Annotated in this window: 14 protein-coding genes; 3 read left to right on the top strand and 11 right to left on the bottom strand. The window is 64.2% G+C overall.

The window, feature by feature from the left end; translation table 11 throughout:
- Positions 1–48 precede the first annotated feature (48 nt).
- The 8 genes from ACQ4WR_RS04775 to ACQ4WR_RS04740 form a co-directional block, all read right to left on the bottom strand.
- A complete protein-coding gene (locus ACQ4WR_RS04775) occupies positions 49–2043 on the bottom strand; it encodes a MacB family efflux pump subunit (protein ID WP_436485649.1) in 1995 nt (664 codons plus the stop codon).
- A 5-nt stretch (positions 2044–2048) separates the two neighbouring features.
- Entirely contained in the window at positions 2049–3236 is a 1188-nt protein-coding gene (locus tag ACQ4WR_RS04770; protein ID WP_436485647.1) for an efflux RND transporter periplasmic adaptor subunit, read from the bottom strand.
- 91 nt (positions 3237–3327) lie between these two features.
- Positions 3328–3669 carry a DUF3325 domain-containing protein gene (locus tag ACQ4WR_RS04765; RefSeq protein WP_102293252.1) on the bottom strand — a complete coding sequence of 114 codons (342 nt, stop codon included), beginning with the start codon at positions 3667–3669 and terminating at the stop codon, positions 3328–3330.
- Entirely contained in the window at positions 3666–5369 is a 1704-nt protein-coding gene (locus ACQ4WR_RS04760) for a PepSY-associated TM helix domain-containing protein (RefSeq protein ID WP_436485646.1), read from the bottom strand. The genes ACQ4WR_RS04765 and ACQ4WR_RS04760 overlap by 4 nt, the downstream gene beginning before the upstream one ends.
- Positions 5366–5647 (bottom strand): hypothetical protein, encoded by a 282-nt coding sequence (locus tag ACQ4WR_RS04755; RefSeq protein WP_436485645.1) that lies wholly within the window; start codon positions 5645–5647, stop codon positions 5366–5368. Before ACQ4WR_RS04755 ends, ACQ4WR_RS04760 begins: the two co-directional genes overlap by 4 nt.
- A 116-nt stretch (positions 5648–5763) precedes the next feature.
- A complete protein-coding gene (locus ACQ4WR_RS04750) occupies positions 5764–7974 on the bottom strand; it encodes a TonB-dependent siderophore receptor (protein WP_436485643.1) in 2211 nt (736 codons plus the stop codon).
- Between the two features lie 114 nt (positions 7975–8088).
- Positions 8089–9093: a FecR domain-containing protein gene (locus ACQ4WR_RS04745; RefSeq protein WP_436485641.1), complete on the bottom strand. Its 1005-nt coding sequence runs from the start codon at positions 9091–9093 to the stop codon at positions 8089–8091.
- Positions 9090–9599 (bottom strand): sigma-70 family RNA polymerase sigma factor, encoded by a 510-nt coding sequence (locus tag ACQ4WR_RS04740; RefSeq protein WP_102296161.1) that lies wholly within the window; start codon positions 9597–9599, stop codon positions 9090–9092. Before ACQ4WR_RS04740 ends, ACQ4WR_RS04745 begins: the two co-directional genes overlap by 4 nt.
- A gap of 288 nt (positions 9600–9887) precedes the next feature.
- Between ACQ4WR_RS04740 and ffh the strand changes: the two genes are divergently transcribed.
- Together ffh and ACQ4WR_RS04730 are read left to right on the top strand one after the other, a co-directional pair.
- The gene (gene ffh, locus ACQ4WR_RS04735; RefSeq protein ID WP_034746567.1) at positions 9888–11255 is read left to right on the top strand and encodes a signal recognition particle protein; all 1368 of its coding nucleotides are present in this window, start codon (positions 9888–9890) and stop codon (positions 11253–11255) included.
- 435 nt (positions 11256–11690) lie between these two features.
- Complete coding sequence (locus tag ACQ4WR_RS04730) at positions 11691–12086, top strand: SWIB/MDM2 domain-containing protein (RefSeq protein WP_071650146.1); 396 nt, start codon at positions 11691–11693, stop codon at positions 12084–12086.
- A gap of 154 nt (positions 12087–12240) precedes the next feature.
- On the opposite strand, the gene ACQ4WR_RS04725 is transcribed toward ACQ4WR_RS04730, so the two are convergent.
- Together ACQ4WR_RS04725 and ACQ4WR_RS04720 are read right to left on the bottom strand one after the other, a co-directional pair.
- Positions 12241–12858, bottom strand: coding sequence for a lytic transglycosylase domain-containing protein (locus ACQ4WR_RS04725; RefSeq protein WP_102296163.1), 618 nt, complete (start codon positions 12856–12858; stop codon positions 12241–12243).
- Positions 12855–14594, bottom strand: coding sequence for a proline--tRNA ligase (locus tag ACQ4WR_RS04720; protein WP_436485638.1), 1740 nt, complete (start codon positions 14592–14594; stop codon positions 12855–12857). The genes ACQ4WR_RS04725 and ACQ4WR_RS04720 overlap by 4 nt, the downstream gene beginning before the upstream one ends.
- A gap of 204 nt (positions 14595–14798) precedes the next feature.
- Between ACQ4WR_RS04720 and ACQ4WR_RS04715 the strand changes: the two genes are divergently transcribed.
- Positions 14799–15431, top strand: coding sequence for an RNA pyrophosphohydrolase (locus ACQ4WR_RS04715; protein WP_102296167.1), 633 nt, complete (start codon positions 14799–14801; stop codon positions 15429–15431).
- 100 nt (positions 15432–15531) lie between these two features.
- On the opposite strand, the gene mqo is transcribed toward ACQ4WR_RS04715, so the two are convergent.
- Positions 15532–17139 carry a malate dehydrogenase (quinone) gene (gene mqo, locus ACQ4WR_RS04710; protein ID WP_436485636.1) on the bottom strand — a complete coding sequence of 536 codons (1608 nt, stop codon included), beginning with the start codon at positions 17137–17139 and terminating at the stop codon, positions 15532–15534.
- Between the last annotated feature and the right edge of the window lie 324 nt (positions 17140–17463).

Here is a 17463-nt window from a genome sequence, read left to right as displayed (position 1 = left end):
CTGGCCGCGATGGCAGGCACTGCGCCGGCGTTTTTACAACAGCCGACCTTACTGGCCAGCCAGCGCCACGACAGGATCGAGCCCCGATGCCTTGCGCGCCGGCATGAAGCCAAACACCAGTCCCGTCACCACGGCGCAGCCAAAGGCGCCGGCGATGGCGCTGAGCGAAAAGATCACGGGCACGTCCCACACCAGCAGCAGGCCGGCCACCGTCACGCCGACCACGATGCCGGCCACGCCGCCCACCACCGACACCAGCACGGCTTCGGTGAGGAACTGGCGCAGGATGTCGCGCCGGCGCGCGCCCGTCGCCATGCGGATGCCGATTTCACGCGTGCGCTCGCGCACCGTCATCAGCATCACGTTCATGACGCCGATGCCGCCCACCACCAGGGAAACGGCGGCGATCAGGCTGAGCATGATGGTCATGTTGTCCTGCGTCTTGGCTTCGGCGGCGATGGACGCGGCCGCGTTGCTGATGCCGTAGTCGCGGATGCGGTGGCGCTCGAACATGGTGGCATCGACGGCCGCCTCCACTTCCGTCACGCGCTTGACGTCGGCCACCGCCATGACGGTGTAGGTCGGCTCGCGCTGGCCGAAAACGCGGATGCCGGCTGTGGAAAACGGCAGCAGCAGCACGTCGTCTTCATCCTTCTCGCCCGTCAGCGCCCCCTTCGCGCTCATCACGCCGATCACCTGGAACGGCACGTTGCCGATCAGGATATTCTGCCCGACGGGATTGGCCACGTCGGGCATCAGTTTTTCCGCCAGGTGCGCGCCCAGCACGGCCACGGTGGCCATCTCGCGCTCGTCTTCCTCGGTAAAGAAGCCGCCCTTGGCCACGGGCCAGGTCTGGATCTGCGGCAGGGCTGGCCCCGTGCCGCGCACATAGGTCTGCACGTCGAGGTTGCCATGGCGTATCACCTTGTTGCCCGTGACGTTAGGCAGCACGTGGGAAATACCCGGCACGTCCTTGAGCGCATCGAGATCGGCCAGGGTGATGCTGCGCCCGGGAATGCGCGAGCTTTCGCCGCGCGACGCCATGTACAGCAGGTTCGAGCCGAAGGCGCCCAGTTGCGCCATCACCTGCTGGCGCGTGCCCAGGCCGATGGCCAGCATGACGATCACGGAAGCGACACCGATGATGATGCCCAGCAGGGTCAGGCCCGTGCGGAAGCGGTTAATCCACAGCACGCGCCAGGCGGCGCGCGCCGCGTCGAGCAATTCCGTGCCCAGCGACGCCCCCGTGTCATGGGCGGCGCGCGCCATGTCCAGCGGCGGCAGGGTCGTCGACGTGGCGGGAATGGCGATGGCGCCCGAGTCTTCGACGATCTGGCCATCGCTGATCTCGATCACGCGGCGCGCCTGGGCCGCCACCTTGCGGTCATGCGTGATCAGGATGATGGTGTGGCCGGCGTCGGCCAGTTCGCCCAGCAGGGCCATGACTTCGGCGCCGCTGCTGCTATCTAACGCGCCCGTCGGTTCATCGGCGAGGATGATGCGCCCGCCATTCATCAGCGCGCGCGCGATCGACACGCGCTGCTGCTGCCCGCCCGACAACTGGTTCGGCCGGTGGTCAAGCCGCTCGCCCAGGCCCAGGCGCTTGAGCAGCGCTGCGGAACGCGCATGGCGGGCCGCCGCCGGCATGCCCGCGTACAGGGCCGGCACTTCCACGTTTTCGCGCGCCGATTCCGTGGCGATCAGGTGATACCCCTGGAAGACAAAGCCGAACGCTTCGCGCCGCAGCCAGGCCAGTTCATCGGGATTCAGGCTGGCCACGTCCTGGCCGGCAAAACGGTAAGTGCCGTCGCTGGGGCGGTCCAGGCAGCCCAGCAGATGCATGAGGGTCGACTTGCCGGAACCGGACGCCCCCACGATGGCGACGAATTCGCCGGCGCCAATCGACAGGGTCACGCCGCGCAGCACTTCCACGGCCGGCGCGCCGTCATGGCCGCCGTAGCGCTTGCGGATGCCGGCAAGCTCGATCAGGGGCGCCGGCTGGCCAGCATCGCCGGCTTGCCCCAGCGACCTGGCCTCGCTCATGGCGCTCACAGCTGGAACCTGCTGGCGCCGCTGCCGGCCGGCTGTTCGCCCGTCACCAGCAATTCGCCTTCACGCAAGCCTTGCAGCACTTCCGCGCTGAGGCGGTTGCGCACGCCCACGGTGACGGCGCGCGTATCGACCTTGCCATCCGCATCCATCACGCGGGCCGTGAACTGCCCGGGCTTGGCGCCTTCTTCCGTCGACGGTTTCAGTGCCGGCAGGGGCACGGCCAGCACGTTTTTCGCCGCCGCCGTGACGAACACCACTTGCGCCGTCATCTGCGGCATCAGTTCGCCGTCCGCGTTATCCACGTCGAACAGCACCGTATATAAAATCACCTTGCTGGACGACGGCGCCAGGGCCGTGCCGGCGCTGGTGCCGCCCGGTACCGGCGGCGCCGGCAGCACTTGCCGCACCTTGCCGCTCCAGCGCCGCTGGTCGCCGCCCAGGGTGGTGAAGTACACGGACATGTCCGGGCGCACGCGGCGCACGTCCGCTTCCGACACTTCCGTCCATACCGTCATGGCTGACAGGTCGGCGATGCGCAGGATGTTCGGCGTCTGGTAGGTGGCGTTCAGGGTCTGGCCCTCTTTTGCGTCCAGGCCCACCACCTTGCCGGCCATGGGCGCGTAAATGCGCGTGTAGCCGAGGCGCGCCTCGTCCGCCTTCAGGCTGGCCTGGGTCTGGTCGATCTGCGCCTTCAGGTGGTCGATCTTGGCGGCGGCCGAGGCCAGGGTGGCTTCCGCCGTTTCCAGGTCGGCCAAGGGCGTCGAGTCGAACTTGGCCATCTGCTTCTGGCGGCCATGCTGCTGGCCCGCCAGGCGGTGCTGCGCCTGCTGGTCGGCCAGCTGTGCGCGCAAGCCCGCCAGCGCGGCGCGGCCCGCGTCCACGGTGGCTTGCTGCACGCTGGGGTCGATCTCGGCCAGCAGCTGGCCTTTATCCACGGCGCTGCCCGGCTGCACGTGCAGGCGCGTGATCTGGCCCGACACCTGCGCGCCCACGTCCACATAGGTTTGCGGCTGCAGGGTGCCGATGGCCGTCACGCTGGCCTCGATGTCGCCGCGCTTGACGGGAGCCGTGTCGAACACGGTTTTCGGGCCGCGCGTGGCCCACAGGGCGCCGGCGCCGAACAGCGCCAGCAAGACCACGCCGCCCAGGATGCGGGCGCGGCGGGAAGGCAGGCGGGCCGCCATCAGGAAGCCGCCTTCAGGAAAGTCAAAACGTCAAACAATGTCGCCAGGCGTGAAAAGTGCATCTGTCTATCCTTGAAATATGCAGTGGGTACTACTGCAGGAACGTCACAAGACCTGCCAGCGCGGCGACGGCTGCCAGCAGGGAACTACGAAACAGCAAGCGCGGTGCGTAAGGCAGCAGCAGGGCCACCAGCAGCGCGCCGGCCGAGAGGAAGCCCAGCCAGGCGACCACGCCGACGCTGGCGCTCCAGCCGGCAACGCAGGGCCAGATGGCCAGCGCCAGCAACAGCGCGCCGGTCAGCTGCAAGGTGCGCCGCACGTTCGGCGCCGCATCCGTGCCCCAGACCTGGCCGTGATGGCGGTCCATCGCCAATGACAGGCTGGCCATGCCCGCATACGACAGGCCCAGCGCGCAAAGAATGGCATTGATCATGACTGTCCTTCCGTGGTGACGTGCAGGCTGGCCGAGGGCGCCGCCTTTTCCTTGCCGGCCGCTTTCTTTACTGGTTTTTCCCTGCGCTTGTGGACTTTCCACGCGCCCCAGGCGGCCAGCAGGCCAAAGGCCACGCTGCACAATTCCACGCCGGCGCTTTCCCAGTCGCTGCGCGCGAACTGCGCCACCAGGTTGTCGCCCGTGCTCAGGACATTGAGCACCGGCAGCAGCAGGCACAGGGCGGCCAGCAGGCACAGTTGTTCGATCCACGCGCGCTTTTCCGCGCGCAGGCAGGCATGCACCAGCATCACAAACCACACGCCGAAAAAGGCCCGCACTTCCCAGCCGGCGCGGTGCTCGATGCCGACGGGAATCAGGCGATTCGCCCACAGGTAGCCGATGCAGGCGATGGACAGGCCGGCAATCGCCGCCACGTTCAGGCAGGCGATGACGCGGTACACGCGCTGCGTGTAGGCGCCAAACTCGGCGCCGGACTTCTGGCGCCGCTTGACCATGAACAGGATGGCGCCCGTGCCCATCATGGCCGTGCCGGCCAGGCCGCAGAAGAAGTACAGCCAGCGCATTGGAGTGCCGCCGAAGCCGGCCATGTGCAGGTTCGACATGACGGAGCGCGTCAGGCCGGCGCCGCCCGTGTCCGACTCGCCGGGCAGGCGCAAGGCGACCTGCTCGCCCGTGGCCAGCGCATAGCAGGCCCGGCCCGTGTTGGCGCTGAGACGTTCCATCGTGTCCGTGTCTTCATTCCAGCCGTACATGCACACGCGCATGGAGGCGTCATTCGGGTTGTCCAGCACCACGGCGCGGATGTCCTGGCCGATGGCCTGCTCGGCGCGCTGCGCGAACGGCTCCAGCGCGGGAATGGCCAGCGGCTGGCCACTCTTGCCAGGCTTGCCCACGTCGTTCCAGTCGGCCAAAAAGGCCTTCTTGGCATTGTCCATGCCGTATTGCGCCACCACCGGGGCCGGCACATAATCGTCGCTGAAGAACGCCAGGCCCGTGTAGGCGATCATGAACTGGAACGGCAAAGTGAGCACGGCCACCGCGTTATGCGCGTCGAGCCACGAACGCTGGCCCTTGGCGGGGCGGAAGGTGAAGAAGTCCTTGAAGATGCGCTTGTGCGTGATGACGCCGCTGACCAGCGCCACCAGCATGATCATGGTGGTGATGCCGACGATCCACACACCGATGCGGCCAGCGTGCAGCTCGTAGTGGAAATCGACGAAATGGTGGCCGGCGATGGTCTCGCGCGCATTTTCCTCGCGCGCATGTTCGACGACGGCGCCCGTCAGCGGATCGAGATCGGCCGAACCATAACCGCCGCTGGGCTGGAACCAGTACGCCGACAGGCCATGGCCAGGACGCTGCACGGGCCAGATTTCCCACATGTCCGCCTTCGGATGCTCTTTCGCCATGAAGTCCAGCGCCAGCTCCAGGCGGCGGCCACGGTCCGTGACCTTCGGCTGCGGCGGATCGTTCGCATGCGCCGCTTCTTCCAGTGCGTGTTCGGGCGTCATCCAGTGGCTGATCGGGTCGTCGAAGACGGCCAGGGTGCCGGTCAGGAAAATGGCGAACAGCAGCCAGGAAATCCACAGGCCGCTCCACGTGTGCAGCCAGGCCATGGCCTGGCGCAAACCGCCCTGCTGCGGTGTCTTCACCACTTTATCCACCTTGACGGCGTTCATGCCGCACCTCGCGACAGCAGCAGGCCGAAGCCGCCGCACAGGATGGCCGGCAGCAGCATGCCGAGCCAGGCGCGGCGCAGGTCGTGCACGGCAAAGACCCAGATGACGGCGCAGGTGTACACGACAAAGGCGCTCAGGGTGGCCGTCAGCACGGCTTCGGCGCGCGACAGCGGCAGCAGGGCCGCCAGCAGCACGGCCACGCCGGACGTCAGCGCATAGCCGCCAAAGACGGCGGCGAGCACGCGCGAGAACAACATCATGTTGGCCGATTTCATCATCGCGGCGCTCCCTGTGGCATACGCTGGCTCACGCCATGGCTGGCGTGGCCCAGATTCAACTGCACATCCATAAGCCTTGCATCCTTCATCAAGATAGATCATTCAAAAGTGATTATTTATAGTTTGTAGTTCAACGTCAGCATCAGGTTGCGCGGCGCGCCGACCAGGTTGCCGAAGACATCGGAATAAATGCTCTGGTAATAGTGCTTGTCCAGCGCATTGTTGACGTTCAGGCGCAGCTCGGCGCGGCTGTCGATCTGCCAGGCCGCGTTCAGGCCCAGGATCGCGTAGCGGCCCTGGCGCAGGTGGTAGGTGCCGTCGCTCGACTCCGTCGCGCCCTGCCCGTACACCGAGGCGCCAACGCGCCAGCCCTGCGCCGCGCCGGACAGGCGGTAGTTGGTGGCCAGCTTGAGCTGCTGGCGCGGATAGCGGCTGTTGAAATCCTTGCCGATATTGGCCGGGTCGCTGTCGCGCGTAAATTGCGCTTTTACATAGGTGTAGCCGGCCGACAGCTGCCAGTTCGGCGTCAGCGCGCCCGCCACTTCCAGCTCCACGCCTTCGCTGCGCACTTCGCCCGACGCGCGCTGGCAATAGCCCCAGGTGCTGCCCGGGCAGGGACTCGGGCCGGCCAGGTCGTCCACGGCGCGGTTTTGCTGGCGGATCTGGAACACGGCGGCGCTGGCATTGAGGGCGCCGCCAAAGTATTCGCCCTTCACGCCCGCTTCGTAGTTGGTGCCGCTGATCGGCTTCAACGGCTGCGCATTGGCGTCGGTCGAGGCTTGCGGCTGGAAGATCTCGGTCCAGCTGGCGTACACGGAATGCTGCTTGTCGAGGTCATACACAACGCCGGCATACGGCGTGAATTCACGCGCCACCGAATAGCCCGCATCGTCCTTGTACCAGCTCACGCGTCCGCCCAGCACCAATGACAGCGGCTCTGCCAGGCGCATGCGCGTGCCCGCATACACGCCGCTTTGCTCGGTGATGCTGGCCGTGCGCCACTGCGCGTAGTTGATGACGGGGCGCACCACGCTGCCCGTGTCCCAGTTGAACGGGTCGAGCACCGGCGCGGCCGCACCCCAGCTGTATGGAGCCCAGCCGCCATAGCTGTTTTTCGACGAGCGGCGGTGGCTGGCGCCGATGGTCAGCTCGTGCTGGCGGCCGAACAGGCTGTAGCTGCCGCTGGCATTCGCGTCGTAGCTGGTGTTGGCCAGTTCGGCGCGGTAGCTTTGCGAATTGAAGCGCAGGGTGTCGCCGCGGCGGTTGATGCCGGAAAACGTGGTGTCGATCTCCGGCGTCTTGCGCGTGGCCGACAGCTTGGCCTTCCAGCCGTTGGCGAAGCGGTGCTCCAGTTCGGCGAAGATGGTCTTGTCCGTCTGGCGCCACTCGTCGAAGTCGGTGCCCAGGTAAGTCGAACGGGGCAAGTTCAGGAAGCTGCCGTCGGCGGCCGTGACCACGCCCGTCGTGACGCCGTCGTTATCCGTCTTGCGGTAGTGCGCGCCCACCGTCAAGGTGGTGTCGGGACGCAGGTCGGCTTCGACGATGCCGTACAGCTGGTGGTTGCGGCCATGCAGCACGTCGACAAAATCCTGCTTGTCCTGCACCGTCACGACGATGCGCCCGCGCAGGGTCTTCGCTGCATTGAGGGCGTTGGCCGCATCGGCTTCCAGGCGGTAGTTGCTCCAGCTGCCCATGCTGGCCGAAAAGGACGCTTGCGGCGTAGCCGTCGGGCGCTTGCGCACCAGGTTGATCGCCGCGCTCGGTGTGCCGGCCCCCGTCGTCAGGCCCGTGGCGCCGCGCACCACCTCGATGCGGTCGTAGATGGCCAGGTCGTCATTGTCGCCATTGAAAGTGCCATTCGCGCCCAGGCTGGTAGGCAAGCCGTCGAGCAGGATGTTATCGACCGGGAAGCCGCGCGCGCTGAAACTGCCCGAATCGCCCGTGAAATTACCCTTTTGCATGACCAGCCCCGTGATCGACTGCACGGCGTCGTCCAGTGTCGTGATGCCCAGGTCATCGATCTGCTGGCGCGTCAGCACGCTGACCGACTGCGGCGTCTCGCGCAGCGACATGTTCAGCTTGGTTGCAGTATTGCTCACGCCCGTGGTGTAGGAGCCGCTGCCTTCCGTTGCCGCATCGCGCCCTGCCGTGACGGACACGCCAAGCATGGTTTGCTCGGCGGCCGGGGCGGCAGGGATGGCCGGCGCGGCCTGCTGCGCCAGCGCAGGCAGGCTGGCGGCCAGGCACAGGGCCGCGGCCGCCTGCGCCAGCGGGCGCAGTGCGGAGTGAGGGAATGGCAAACTGACAAAATTCAAAGCGTGAAACATGCAAGTTCCTGATAGTAGTGGCGTCATCAGACGGTGAAAAACAGGCGCCCTACTCTGTAGGTGCCGCGAAAACGAAAAACGGGCAGTCCGGCCGCAAATATATTTTGTGGGGTGCTATGGGACCGGTTCGACCGTCACCCAGTAGGCGGTGCGGCTGCGCACCTGCACCGGCAGGGAGTTCGGCAGCATGTTCAGGATGCGCGCGGTGTCGGCCAGCGGAAACACGCCCGACAGGCGCAGCTGTGCCACTTCCGGCGCGCAATGGATGATGCCGGGGCGGTAGCGGGCCAGGTCGGCCAGGAAATCGCCCAGGGTCACGTCGTCGACGATCAGCTGCCCGCGCGACCAGGCATCCGCATACGCATCGATGGCATGCGGCGCGCCGGGCGCCTGGCGAGAAAACGCCACGCCGCGCCCTGCCGCCAGCCGCAAGGGCGCGCCGTCGCCGTCACGCGGACGGATCTCGACGGCGCTTTCAAACACGTCCACGGAGCTGACGCCATCTTGCTGGCGCACGGAAAAGCGCGTGCCCAGCGCGCGCACCAGGCCTTCGCGCGTGGCCACCACCAAAGGCGCGTCGCTGCCGGCACCCTGGCCGCTGGTGACGAGGATTTCGCCGGCCAGCAATTCGATCAGGCGGCGTCTGGCGTCAAAACGCACGTTGACGGCCGATCCCGTATTCAGGCTGAGCACGCTGCCATCGGCCAGCGCCACATCGCGCCGCTCGCCCGTGGCCGTGCGGTAATCGGCGCGCAAGCTACGCGCGCCATCCCAGGCGTTCGTCTGCGCGGCCAGCAAGCCGCCGCCGGCCGCCACGCCCAGCCACGCCAGCAGCTGGCGCCGCTTGCCGCTGGCGGGCGGCCCGGCGCTGGCCAGTGCCTGGGCGGCCGCCGTGCGCTGCGCGCCGTCGGCGTATACGCCTTTGTAGCGCTGCGAGACGGCTTCGATATGCTGCCAGGCCCGTTCATGTTCCGGATCGGCTCCGCGCCAGCGCTGCCACGCGGCCTGCTCGGTTTCATTCATCTCGCCCGACATCAGCATGGTCAGCCACTCGGCCGCCTGCTGCTGCACCGCGTCGCTGATGGCCGCCGGGGCCGCACGTTCGCCCAACTTGCTCATGCCGGCAGCGAGAAAAACACCTGGCGGTTGGCGCGTGTCAGGTATTGCTTGACCGAACTGGCAGACACGTTCAGGCGCGCGGCGATCTCGGCATAGCTGAGGCCTTCCAGCTGCGCCAACAGGAACGCCGTGCGCACGGGGCCGGGCAAGCCATCGAGGGCCGTATCGATCTCCTGCAGCGCTTCGAGCGCCAGCAGGCGCGCTTCGGGCGCGGGCGCCGCCTCGGGCGGCAAACAGGACAGCGCTTCCAGGTAGGCGTCTTCCAGCACTTGCCGGCGGTAGCGGTGCGCCACCAGGCGGCGCGCGATGGTGGCGAGAAACGGCCGTGCCTCGCGGATCTGCGGCGCCATGCCATTGGCCAGCACACTGATAAAGGTATCCTGCGCCAGGTCGGCCGCCTCGCCCGCATTGCCCAGCTTATGCCGCAGCCAGCCCTGCAGCCAGCCGTGATGGCTGCTGTAGAGCGCGTGCAAGTCCTGTTGCTGGGCAAAATCGGCGGCCGGCATGGCATCCTCCCTGGTCAGGCGCTGTACGCCCGGGAATGTAAATAAGAATTATTCTCATTTTAACCGCGTTCGTGGCATTCGTGCAATCGCGGCGTTGCCAGAAATACTAACTAAATCAAAAGCCCGCCGACCGCCAGGCTGTGCAGCAGGGGAACGCCGGGGCCCCGCGATGGGGTAAAATGGCGCCCATCGTCCGGTTTCGCGCCTACCTCCAGCAGATGCAGTCATTTCCTGCCGGGATAGGCGCTTGGCGCCGCCCACTCCCAAGCTTTTCATTGCAGGTTCATCATGCTAGATAATCTCACCCAACGGCTTGCCAAAGTCGTCAAGACCATGCGCGGCGAGGCGCGCCTGACCGAAGCGAACACCGCCGACATGCTGCGCGAAGTGCGCCTGGCGCTGCTCGAGGCCGACGTCGCCCTGCCCGCCGTGCGCGAATTCATCGCCAAAGTCAAAGAAAAAGCCATGGGCGAGGATGTAATTTCCTCGCTGACGCCTGGCCAGGCCCTGGTGGGCGTGGTGCAGCGCGAGCTGGCCGCCCTGATGGGCGCCGACCTGGGGCCGGAAGCGTCGCAGATCAGCTTTGCCCAGCAGCCGCCCGCCATCATCCTGATGGCCGGTTTGCAAGGTGTGGGTAAAACCACCACCGTCGGCAAGCTGGCGAAGTACCTGAAGGAAGAAAAGAAGAAGAAAGTGCTGACCGTCTCGGCCGACGTGTACCGTCCCGCCGCGATCGCCCAGCTGCAATCGGTCACCGCCCAGGTGGGCGCCGACTTCTTCCCGTCCACCAGCACCGACAAGCCGGTCGATATCGCCCTTGCCGCGCTGGACTGGGCGAAAAAGCATTACCACGACGTGCTGATCATCGATACGGCGGGCCGCCTGGGTATCGACGAAGAGATGATGCGCGAAATCGCCGCCGTCCACGGCGCCGTGAAACCGATCGAAACCCTGTTCGTCGTCGACGCCATGCTGGGCCAGGACGCCATCAACACGGCCAAGGCCTTCAATGATGCGCTGCCGCTGACGGGTATCGTGCTGACCAAGCTCGACGGTGACGCGCGCGGCGGTGCGGCCCTGTCCGTGCGCCACATCACGGGTAAACCGATCAAGTTTGCCGGTGTTTCGGAAAAACTCGACGGCCTGGAAGCGTTCGACCCGACCCGCATGGCCAATCGCATCCTCGGCATGGGCGACATCCTGGCCCTGGTGGAAGAGGCGCGCAAGGGCGTCGACAGCAAGGCGGCGGCCGACCTGGCGCAAAAGATCAAGGTTGGCGGCAAGTTCGACATGAACGACTTCAAGGCGCAACTGGGCCAAATGAAGAAAATGGGCGGCATGGCCAACCTGATGGACAAGCTGCCAGCCCAGTTCCAGCAGGCGGCAGGCGGCAAGAACATGGACCAGGCCGACAAACAGGTGCGCCGCATGTGCGGCATCATCGACTCGATGACGCCGCAGGAACGCGCCAAGCCTGAACTGATCAAGGCCACGCGCAAGCGCCGCATCGCCGCCGGCGCCGGCGTGCAAGTGCAGGAAGTAAACCGCATGCTGACGCAATTCGAGCAAATGCAGACGATGATGAAGAAATTGTCGGGCGGCGGCATGATGAAGATGATGCGTTCCATGAAGGGCATGATGCCCGGCATGAGGTAGTGGAAGGCTTCAAAATCCGCTGCGCGGGGCGCTTTGCGGCCGGCGATGCTCAGCGCACTAGAGTGCGCTTGCGCTTCTCGACCACAAATCATCCCCGCTCGCTGTGATTTTGAAGGCCTTTTTTACGCCGCGTGAGGCGTAGTTCAAGTCAAAAAACATCGTTCTAAATAATGCCGGATTGCATTTTCATGTGTCCGGCATCACTCTTCCTTCTCTCCGCAGCCCCCCTCCCCGCATAGCCAGCAACCATGCCATTTACGGGCAAAAACGCGCTGGCGTGCCCCCAAGCGGTGCGCCCGGGAGACAGGCGCGTCATTTCGCTGCTTTTTCCTCGTGAAAACGTGAAAAACACTTGCATACTAGGTAAATCCACACCAATATTAGCCGTGCGATTAATTGCGCAATTTCCCATGTGTTTGTTAAGGAGGCTCGAAGATGGCAACAGCCAAAAAAACCCCAGTAGCAGCGCCAGCCAAAGCAGCAGCAGCCAAGCCTGCAGCCGCCAAGAAAGCAGCACCCGCAGCCAAAGCAGCAGCTAAACCAGCAGCGGCGAAGAAAGCGGCAGCACCGGCAACACCACGCAAGCCAAACGCAGCATTCATGAAAGCAATGACGCCATCGAAAGATCTGGCCGCCGTTGTTGGCGCAGCACCGCTGCCGCGCACGGAAGTGACCAAAAAGGTATGGGATTACATCAAAAAACTCGATCTGCAAGATCCGGCCAACCGCCGCATGATCAATGCGGACGACAAGCTGAAAGCAGTTTTCGGCGGCAAAGCCCAAGTCTCCATGTTTGAAATGACGAAACTGATCTCCGATCATTTGAAATAATCAGATACGCGCCGGCTTCAAACGCCGAGCGAGTGCCCCGCCGCTTTACTGCGAGCGGGGCATTTTTTTTGGCTGCCATTTGCCCGGGGTCAGACCCTCAACACCGTTAACACAGAGCTCTGCGCCAACGCTGCCGGGGCTCTGACCCCAGCCTTCATTTGAATTCCCACTGCCGCCAAGCCGCCCTGACCGCATTCGGATACTCGGCCCGCCCCCGGCTGCCGTTGTAGCGCCCCAGCGCCAGGTATAAATCGCCTTTTTCCATGTCCAGGTACATGCGCAGGATGGCGCAGCCATAGCGCAGATTCGTCTGCATGTGAAACAGCTTGCTGCGGTCATGGTCGCCGATGACACCAGTCCAGAACGGCATCACCTGCATGTAGCCACGCGCGCCGGCCAGCGAGACGGCGTATTTGCGGTAGGCCGACTCCACCTGGATCAGGCCCAGCACCAGGGCCGGCTCCAGGCCCGCGCGGCGCGATTCGTACCAGACGGTTTCCAGGAATTCCGTGCGCAGCTGGGCGTCCGGCAGCTTGCGCTGCAGGCGCGTGGACATCTGCGCCAGCCATTGCTGGTAGCGCTGCAAGTCGGCGGGCGTGGCAAATTTGGGTTGCGGCGGGCGTTCGTCGCGGATCGCGTGCGACAGCGCCAGGCGGACGGAGTCGGCCAGCGCCTCCTCCTTCTGGTTGCCGGCCTGCGCAGGAAAGGCGCAGGCCAGGCAGGCAGCCAGCGCGAGCGCGCCGGCCGTCTTGCTTACGGATAAGCGCTTCACTGCGCCATTTTGCCCTGGATGAAGGCAACGATCTCGTCCGGCGCCACGCCGGTGGCTTCCGCGTCGCGGCGGCCCTGGTATTCCAGCTTGCCTTCTTTCAGGCCGCGCTCGCCGATGACGATGCGGTGCGGCACGCCAATCAGTTCCCAGTCAGCAAACATGGCGCCAGGACGCAAGCCGCGGTCGTCGACGATGACATCCACGCCAGCGCCTTGCAGGGCCGCGTACAGCTTCTCCGTCTCTTCCTTGACCAGTTCGCTGCGGTCCATGCCCATCGGGCACAGCACGACCTCGAATGGCGCGATGGAGGCTGGCCAGATGATGCCCTTGTCGTCGAAGTTCTGTTCGATGGCGGCGCCCAGGATACGCGTTACGCCGATGCCGTAGCAGCCCATCTGCAGCGGCGCAGGCTTGCCGTTTTCGTCGAGGAAGGTGGCTTTCATGCTTTCCGAGTACGCCGTACCCAGCTGGAACACGTGGCCCACTTCGATGCCGCGCTCGATGGCCAGCGCGCCCTGGCCGTCCGGCGAAGCGTCGCCGGCGACGACATTGCGCAGATCGGCCACGATGGCAGGCTCGGCCACGTCGCGGCCCCAGTTGGCGCCCGTGTAGTGGAAACCGGCCTCATTCGCGCCGCACACGAAGTCGCTCATGTGGGCAACCGTGCGGTCCGCCACCACGGTGACGGGTGCGCGGGTAGCAATCGGGCCCAGGTAGCCAGGAATCGAGCCGTAGACTTCGAGGATTTCCGCTTCCGTCGAGAAACGGTGACCGGCCAGGCCGGCAACCTTGCCCACCTTGATGTCGTTCAATTCATGGTCGCCGCGCAGCAGCAGCATGAAGTGCTGTTTCGTGACTTTCTCGTCCTTGTCCGTAGTTTCCACCGTCAGGGCGATGGTTTTCACGGTTTGCGACAAATCGATGCCCAGCAGGGCTGCCACGGTTTCGCACTTGACGGTGTCCGGCGTGGCCGTTTTCGTCAGCGCCTGGGCTGCTGCCGGGCGCTCGCCCGCTGGCGGCAGCGCTTCGGCCGCTTCCATGTTGGCCGCGTAGTCGGAGGTCGGGCAATACACGAGCGCGTCTTCACCCGTGTGGGCGATGACGTGGAATTCATGCGAACCGGAACCGCCGATGGCGCCGTTGTCGGCTGCCACGGCGCGGAACTTCAGGCCGAAGCGCGTGAAGATGCGCGTGTAGGCGTCAAACATGACCTTGTACGACGCTTGCATGCCGGCCAGGTCGCGGTCGAACGAGTACGCGTCCTTCATGGTGAATTCGCGGCCGCGCATCAGGCCGAAGCGGGGACGGCGCTCGTCGCGGAACTTGGTCTGGATATGATAAAAGTTCAGCGGCAGCTGGCGGTAGGACTTGATTTCCGTGCGCACGACATCCGTGATGACTTCTTCCGACGTCGGCTGGATCGCGTATTCGCGGCCGTGGCGGTCTTTCACGCGCATCAGTTCGTCGCCCATCTTGGTCCAGCGGCCCGTCTCCTGCCACAGTTCGGCTGGCTGCACGAGCGGCATCAGCAGTTCGATACCGGCGGCCTTGTTCATCTCGTCACGGATGATGGCTTCCACCTTGCGGATCACGCGCAGGCCCATCGGCATGTAGGTATAGATGCCGGAACCGAGGCGTTTGATCATGCCTGCACGCATCATCAATTGGTGGCTGACGATTTCCGCGTCAGAAGGTGCATCTTTAAGTGTGGAAATAAAAAAACGGGAGGCGCGCATAACGGTGAATTCTTTTTAAAAAGAGAGGGTTATAATCAACCTAATTTTAAAGGATTAGCTGGCTGATGCGTCCATACTTTACACAAATGCGCTCAATTGGTGCGATTCCGGCCCTTTTCGCACCCCGAAAAGGCTGCCGGCTTGCGGAGTTGTGGGTAATTATGTAAAAAAAGACGCTCTGTCGCAGAAAGTTTGAGGTGCATTATGCTCGACCGTGAAGGGTTTCGGCCCAACGTCGGCATCATCCTGCTAAACGCCCAGAACGAGGTGTGGTGGGGCAAGCGGGTGCGCGAGCACTCATGGCAGTTTCCGCAAGGCGGTATCAAATATGGCGAAACACCGGAACAAGCCATGTTTCGCGAACTTGAAGAGGAAATCGGACTCAGACAGGAACACGTCAAAATTGTCGGCCGCACCCGCGACTGGCTGCGCTATGAAGTGCCAGACCACTTCATCAAGCGCGAGATTCGCGGCCATTACCGTGGCCAGAAGCAGATTTGGTTTCTGCTGAGAATGTGCGCGCGCGACAACGACGTCAATCTGCGCCTGACCGACCATCCCGAGTTCGACGCCTGGCGCTGGCATGAGTACTGGGTCCCGCTCGATGTCGTGATTGAATTTAAACGCGATGTGTACCAGCGCGCGCTGCAGGAGCTATCGCGCTTCCTGACCTGGCCCGTGCATGGCAACACGCAGCAGCCGCACCGCCATACCTCGCGCTACTTGCGCCAGCCCCATGCACCCAGGGCGCAGGATGGTACGGCACTGGCCAAGCCCTGCGATGGCGATGCCGCCGAAGGGTGCACGCCGGAACTGATCTTGCCGGGCAAGGGGTAGTCCACCGCAATGAACGCACTTTCCCACGCAAAAGGGGCAGCCTGACCAGGCTGCCCCTTTTTTCATACCGGCAGGAAACTACCCTGCCGCTCAGGCTGACTTAGTTCGCCGCCGGCGCAGGCGCCGGTGCTGGTGCTGGTGCTACATCCAGCGTGATCGCCTTCAAACCCAGGATATTGCTGCTGTAGTGGCGGATCTTGTTGGCCAGGGCCGGATCGCTGTTCAGTTTTTGACCGTACGACGGCACCATTTCCACCATCTTCGCTTGCCATTCCGGCGTGGCCAAACGGCTCTTGAATGCCGTTTGCAGCACCTTGATCATGATCGGCGGCGCGGTCGACGCGCCTGGCGAGGCGCCCAGCAGGGCAACGATGCTGCCATCGGCGGCACCGACGACTTCCGTGCCGAACTGCAGCAAGCCGCCTTTGACAGGGTCATCCTTGACGATCTGCACGCGCTGGCCGGCGTTTTGCAAGGTCCAGTCTTCCATCTTGGCAGTCGGCAGGTATTCGCGCAGGGTCTTCAGGCGGTCTTCCGGCGAATTCATCACCTGCTCGACCAGGTATTTGGTCAGCGGAATATTGTCGTAGCCGGCTTGCAGCATCGGCTTCACATTGCCCGTGCCGATCGAACCTGGCAAGTCGGTCCACGAACCGTTTTTCAGGAACTTCGTCGAGAACGTGGCAAACGGGCCAAACAGCAGGGCTTTCTTGCCATCGATGATGCGCGTATCCAGATGCGGCACGGACATCGGCGGCGAACCGACGGATGCCTTGCCGTAGACCTTGGCCGCATGCGCCGCCACCAGCCCCGGGTTGGTCGTCACCAGCCATTGGCCGCCGACCGGCACGCCGCCGTAGCCCTTGGCTTCAGGAATGCCCGATTTTTCCAGCAGCGGCAGCGAACCGCCGCCCGCGCCGATGAAGACGAACTTGGCGCGCATGGTCTTTTCCTGGCCACTGGCCAGGTCCTTGACCTTGACGTTCCACACGCCATCGGCGCCGCGCTGGATATCTTCCACCTGGTGACGCAGGTGCAGGACCATGCCATGACTGTCCGTCAGGTATTTCACCAGGCCGCGCGTGAGGTTGCCGAAGTTGACGTCGGTACCGATGTCCATGCGCGTTGCCGCCACTTTCTGGCCCTTGTCGCGGCCTTGCATGACGAGCGGCGCCCACTGCGCGATCTGCGCCTGGTCTTCCGAATACAGCATGCCCTTGAACAGGTTTTCCTTTTGCAGCGCGGCGTAGCGCTTCTTCAAAAAGGCAATATTATCGTCGCCCCAGACAAAAGCCATGTGCGGCACATTGTTGATGAAGGTTTGCGGCGCGCCCAGGTGCTTGTTGGCCACCTGGTAGGCCCAGAACTGCTTGGAAATTTCGAATTGCTCGTTGATGGCAACGGCCTTCTTCGTTTCGATGCTGCCATCGGCCGCTTCCGGCGTGTAGTTCAGTTCGGCAAACGCCGAGTGGCCCGTGCCCGCGTTGTTCATCGCGTCCGAGCTTTCGGCGGCGACGGAATCGAGGCGCTCGACCATTTCCATCGTCAGCGACGGGTCGAGTTCCTTGAGCATGCTGCCCAGGGTGGCGCTCATGGTGCCGGCGCCCACCAGCAGCACGTCGACCGGTTTTTCGGACGAGGCCGGCGGTGTCTTGTCACATGCCGCCAGGATCAGGCACGACATCAAAAGTAATAGCGATTTACGCATACGTAACTCCGTTTATGAATACTGAAGGATGATTCTTGTGCGCCACCACGACGGCACCAGCGCTGTATGGAATGCAAACAGCCAGCCAGCCGGAACGCCAGGGCGGCCGGATAGCTCAAGGTCGATGGTGATAGGCATGCTGCCGCGCTCCGGGATAAACCAGGAGCAAGATCTGGTGGCAAAGGTGCGGGCAATGGAAGCACGGAGTGACAATAAAATCGCCATCGTGTCCAGAGCAAATATCAAGAGCGGCGATTTTATCACCGTTATTTGGCCCCGCCGGGCCGTGGCGGTAGTGGATAATACTTACTGCAGGGTATTAAA

It is taken from the genome of Janthinobacterium amylolyticum (genome assembly GCF_051380655.1).
Taxonomy (GTDB): domain Bacteria; phylum Pseudomonadota; class Gammaproteobacteria; order Burkholderiales; family Burkholderiaceae_D; genus Janthinobacterium.
Note: the sequence above shows the minus strand (reverse complement) of the source record. Positions and strands in the feature narration are given on the sequence as shown.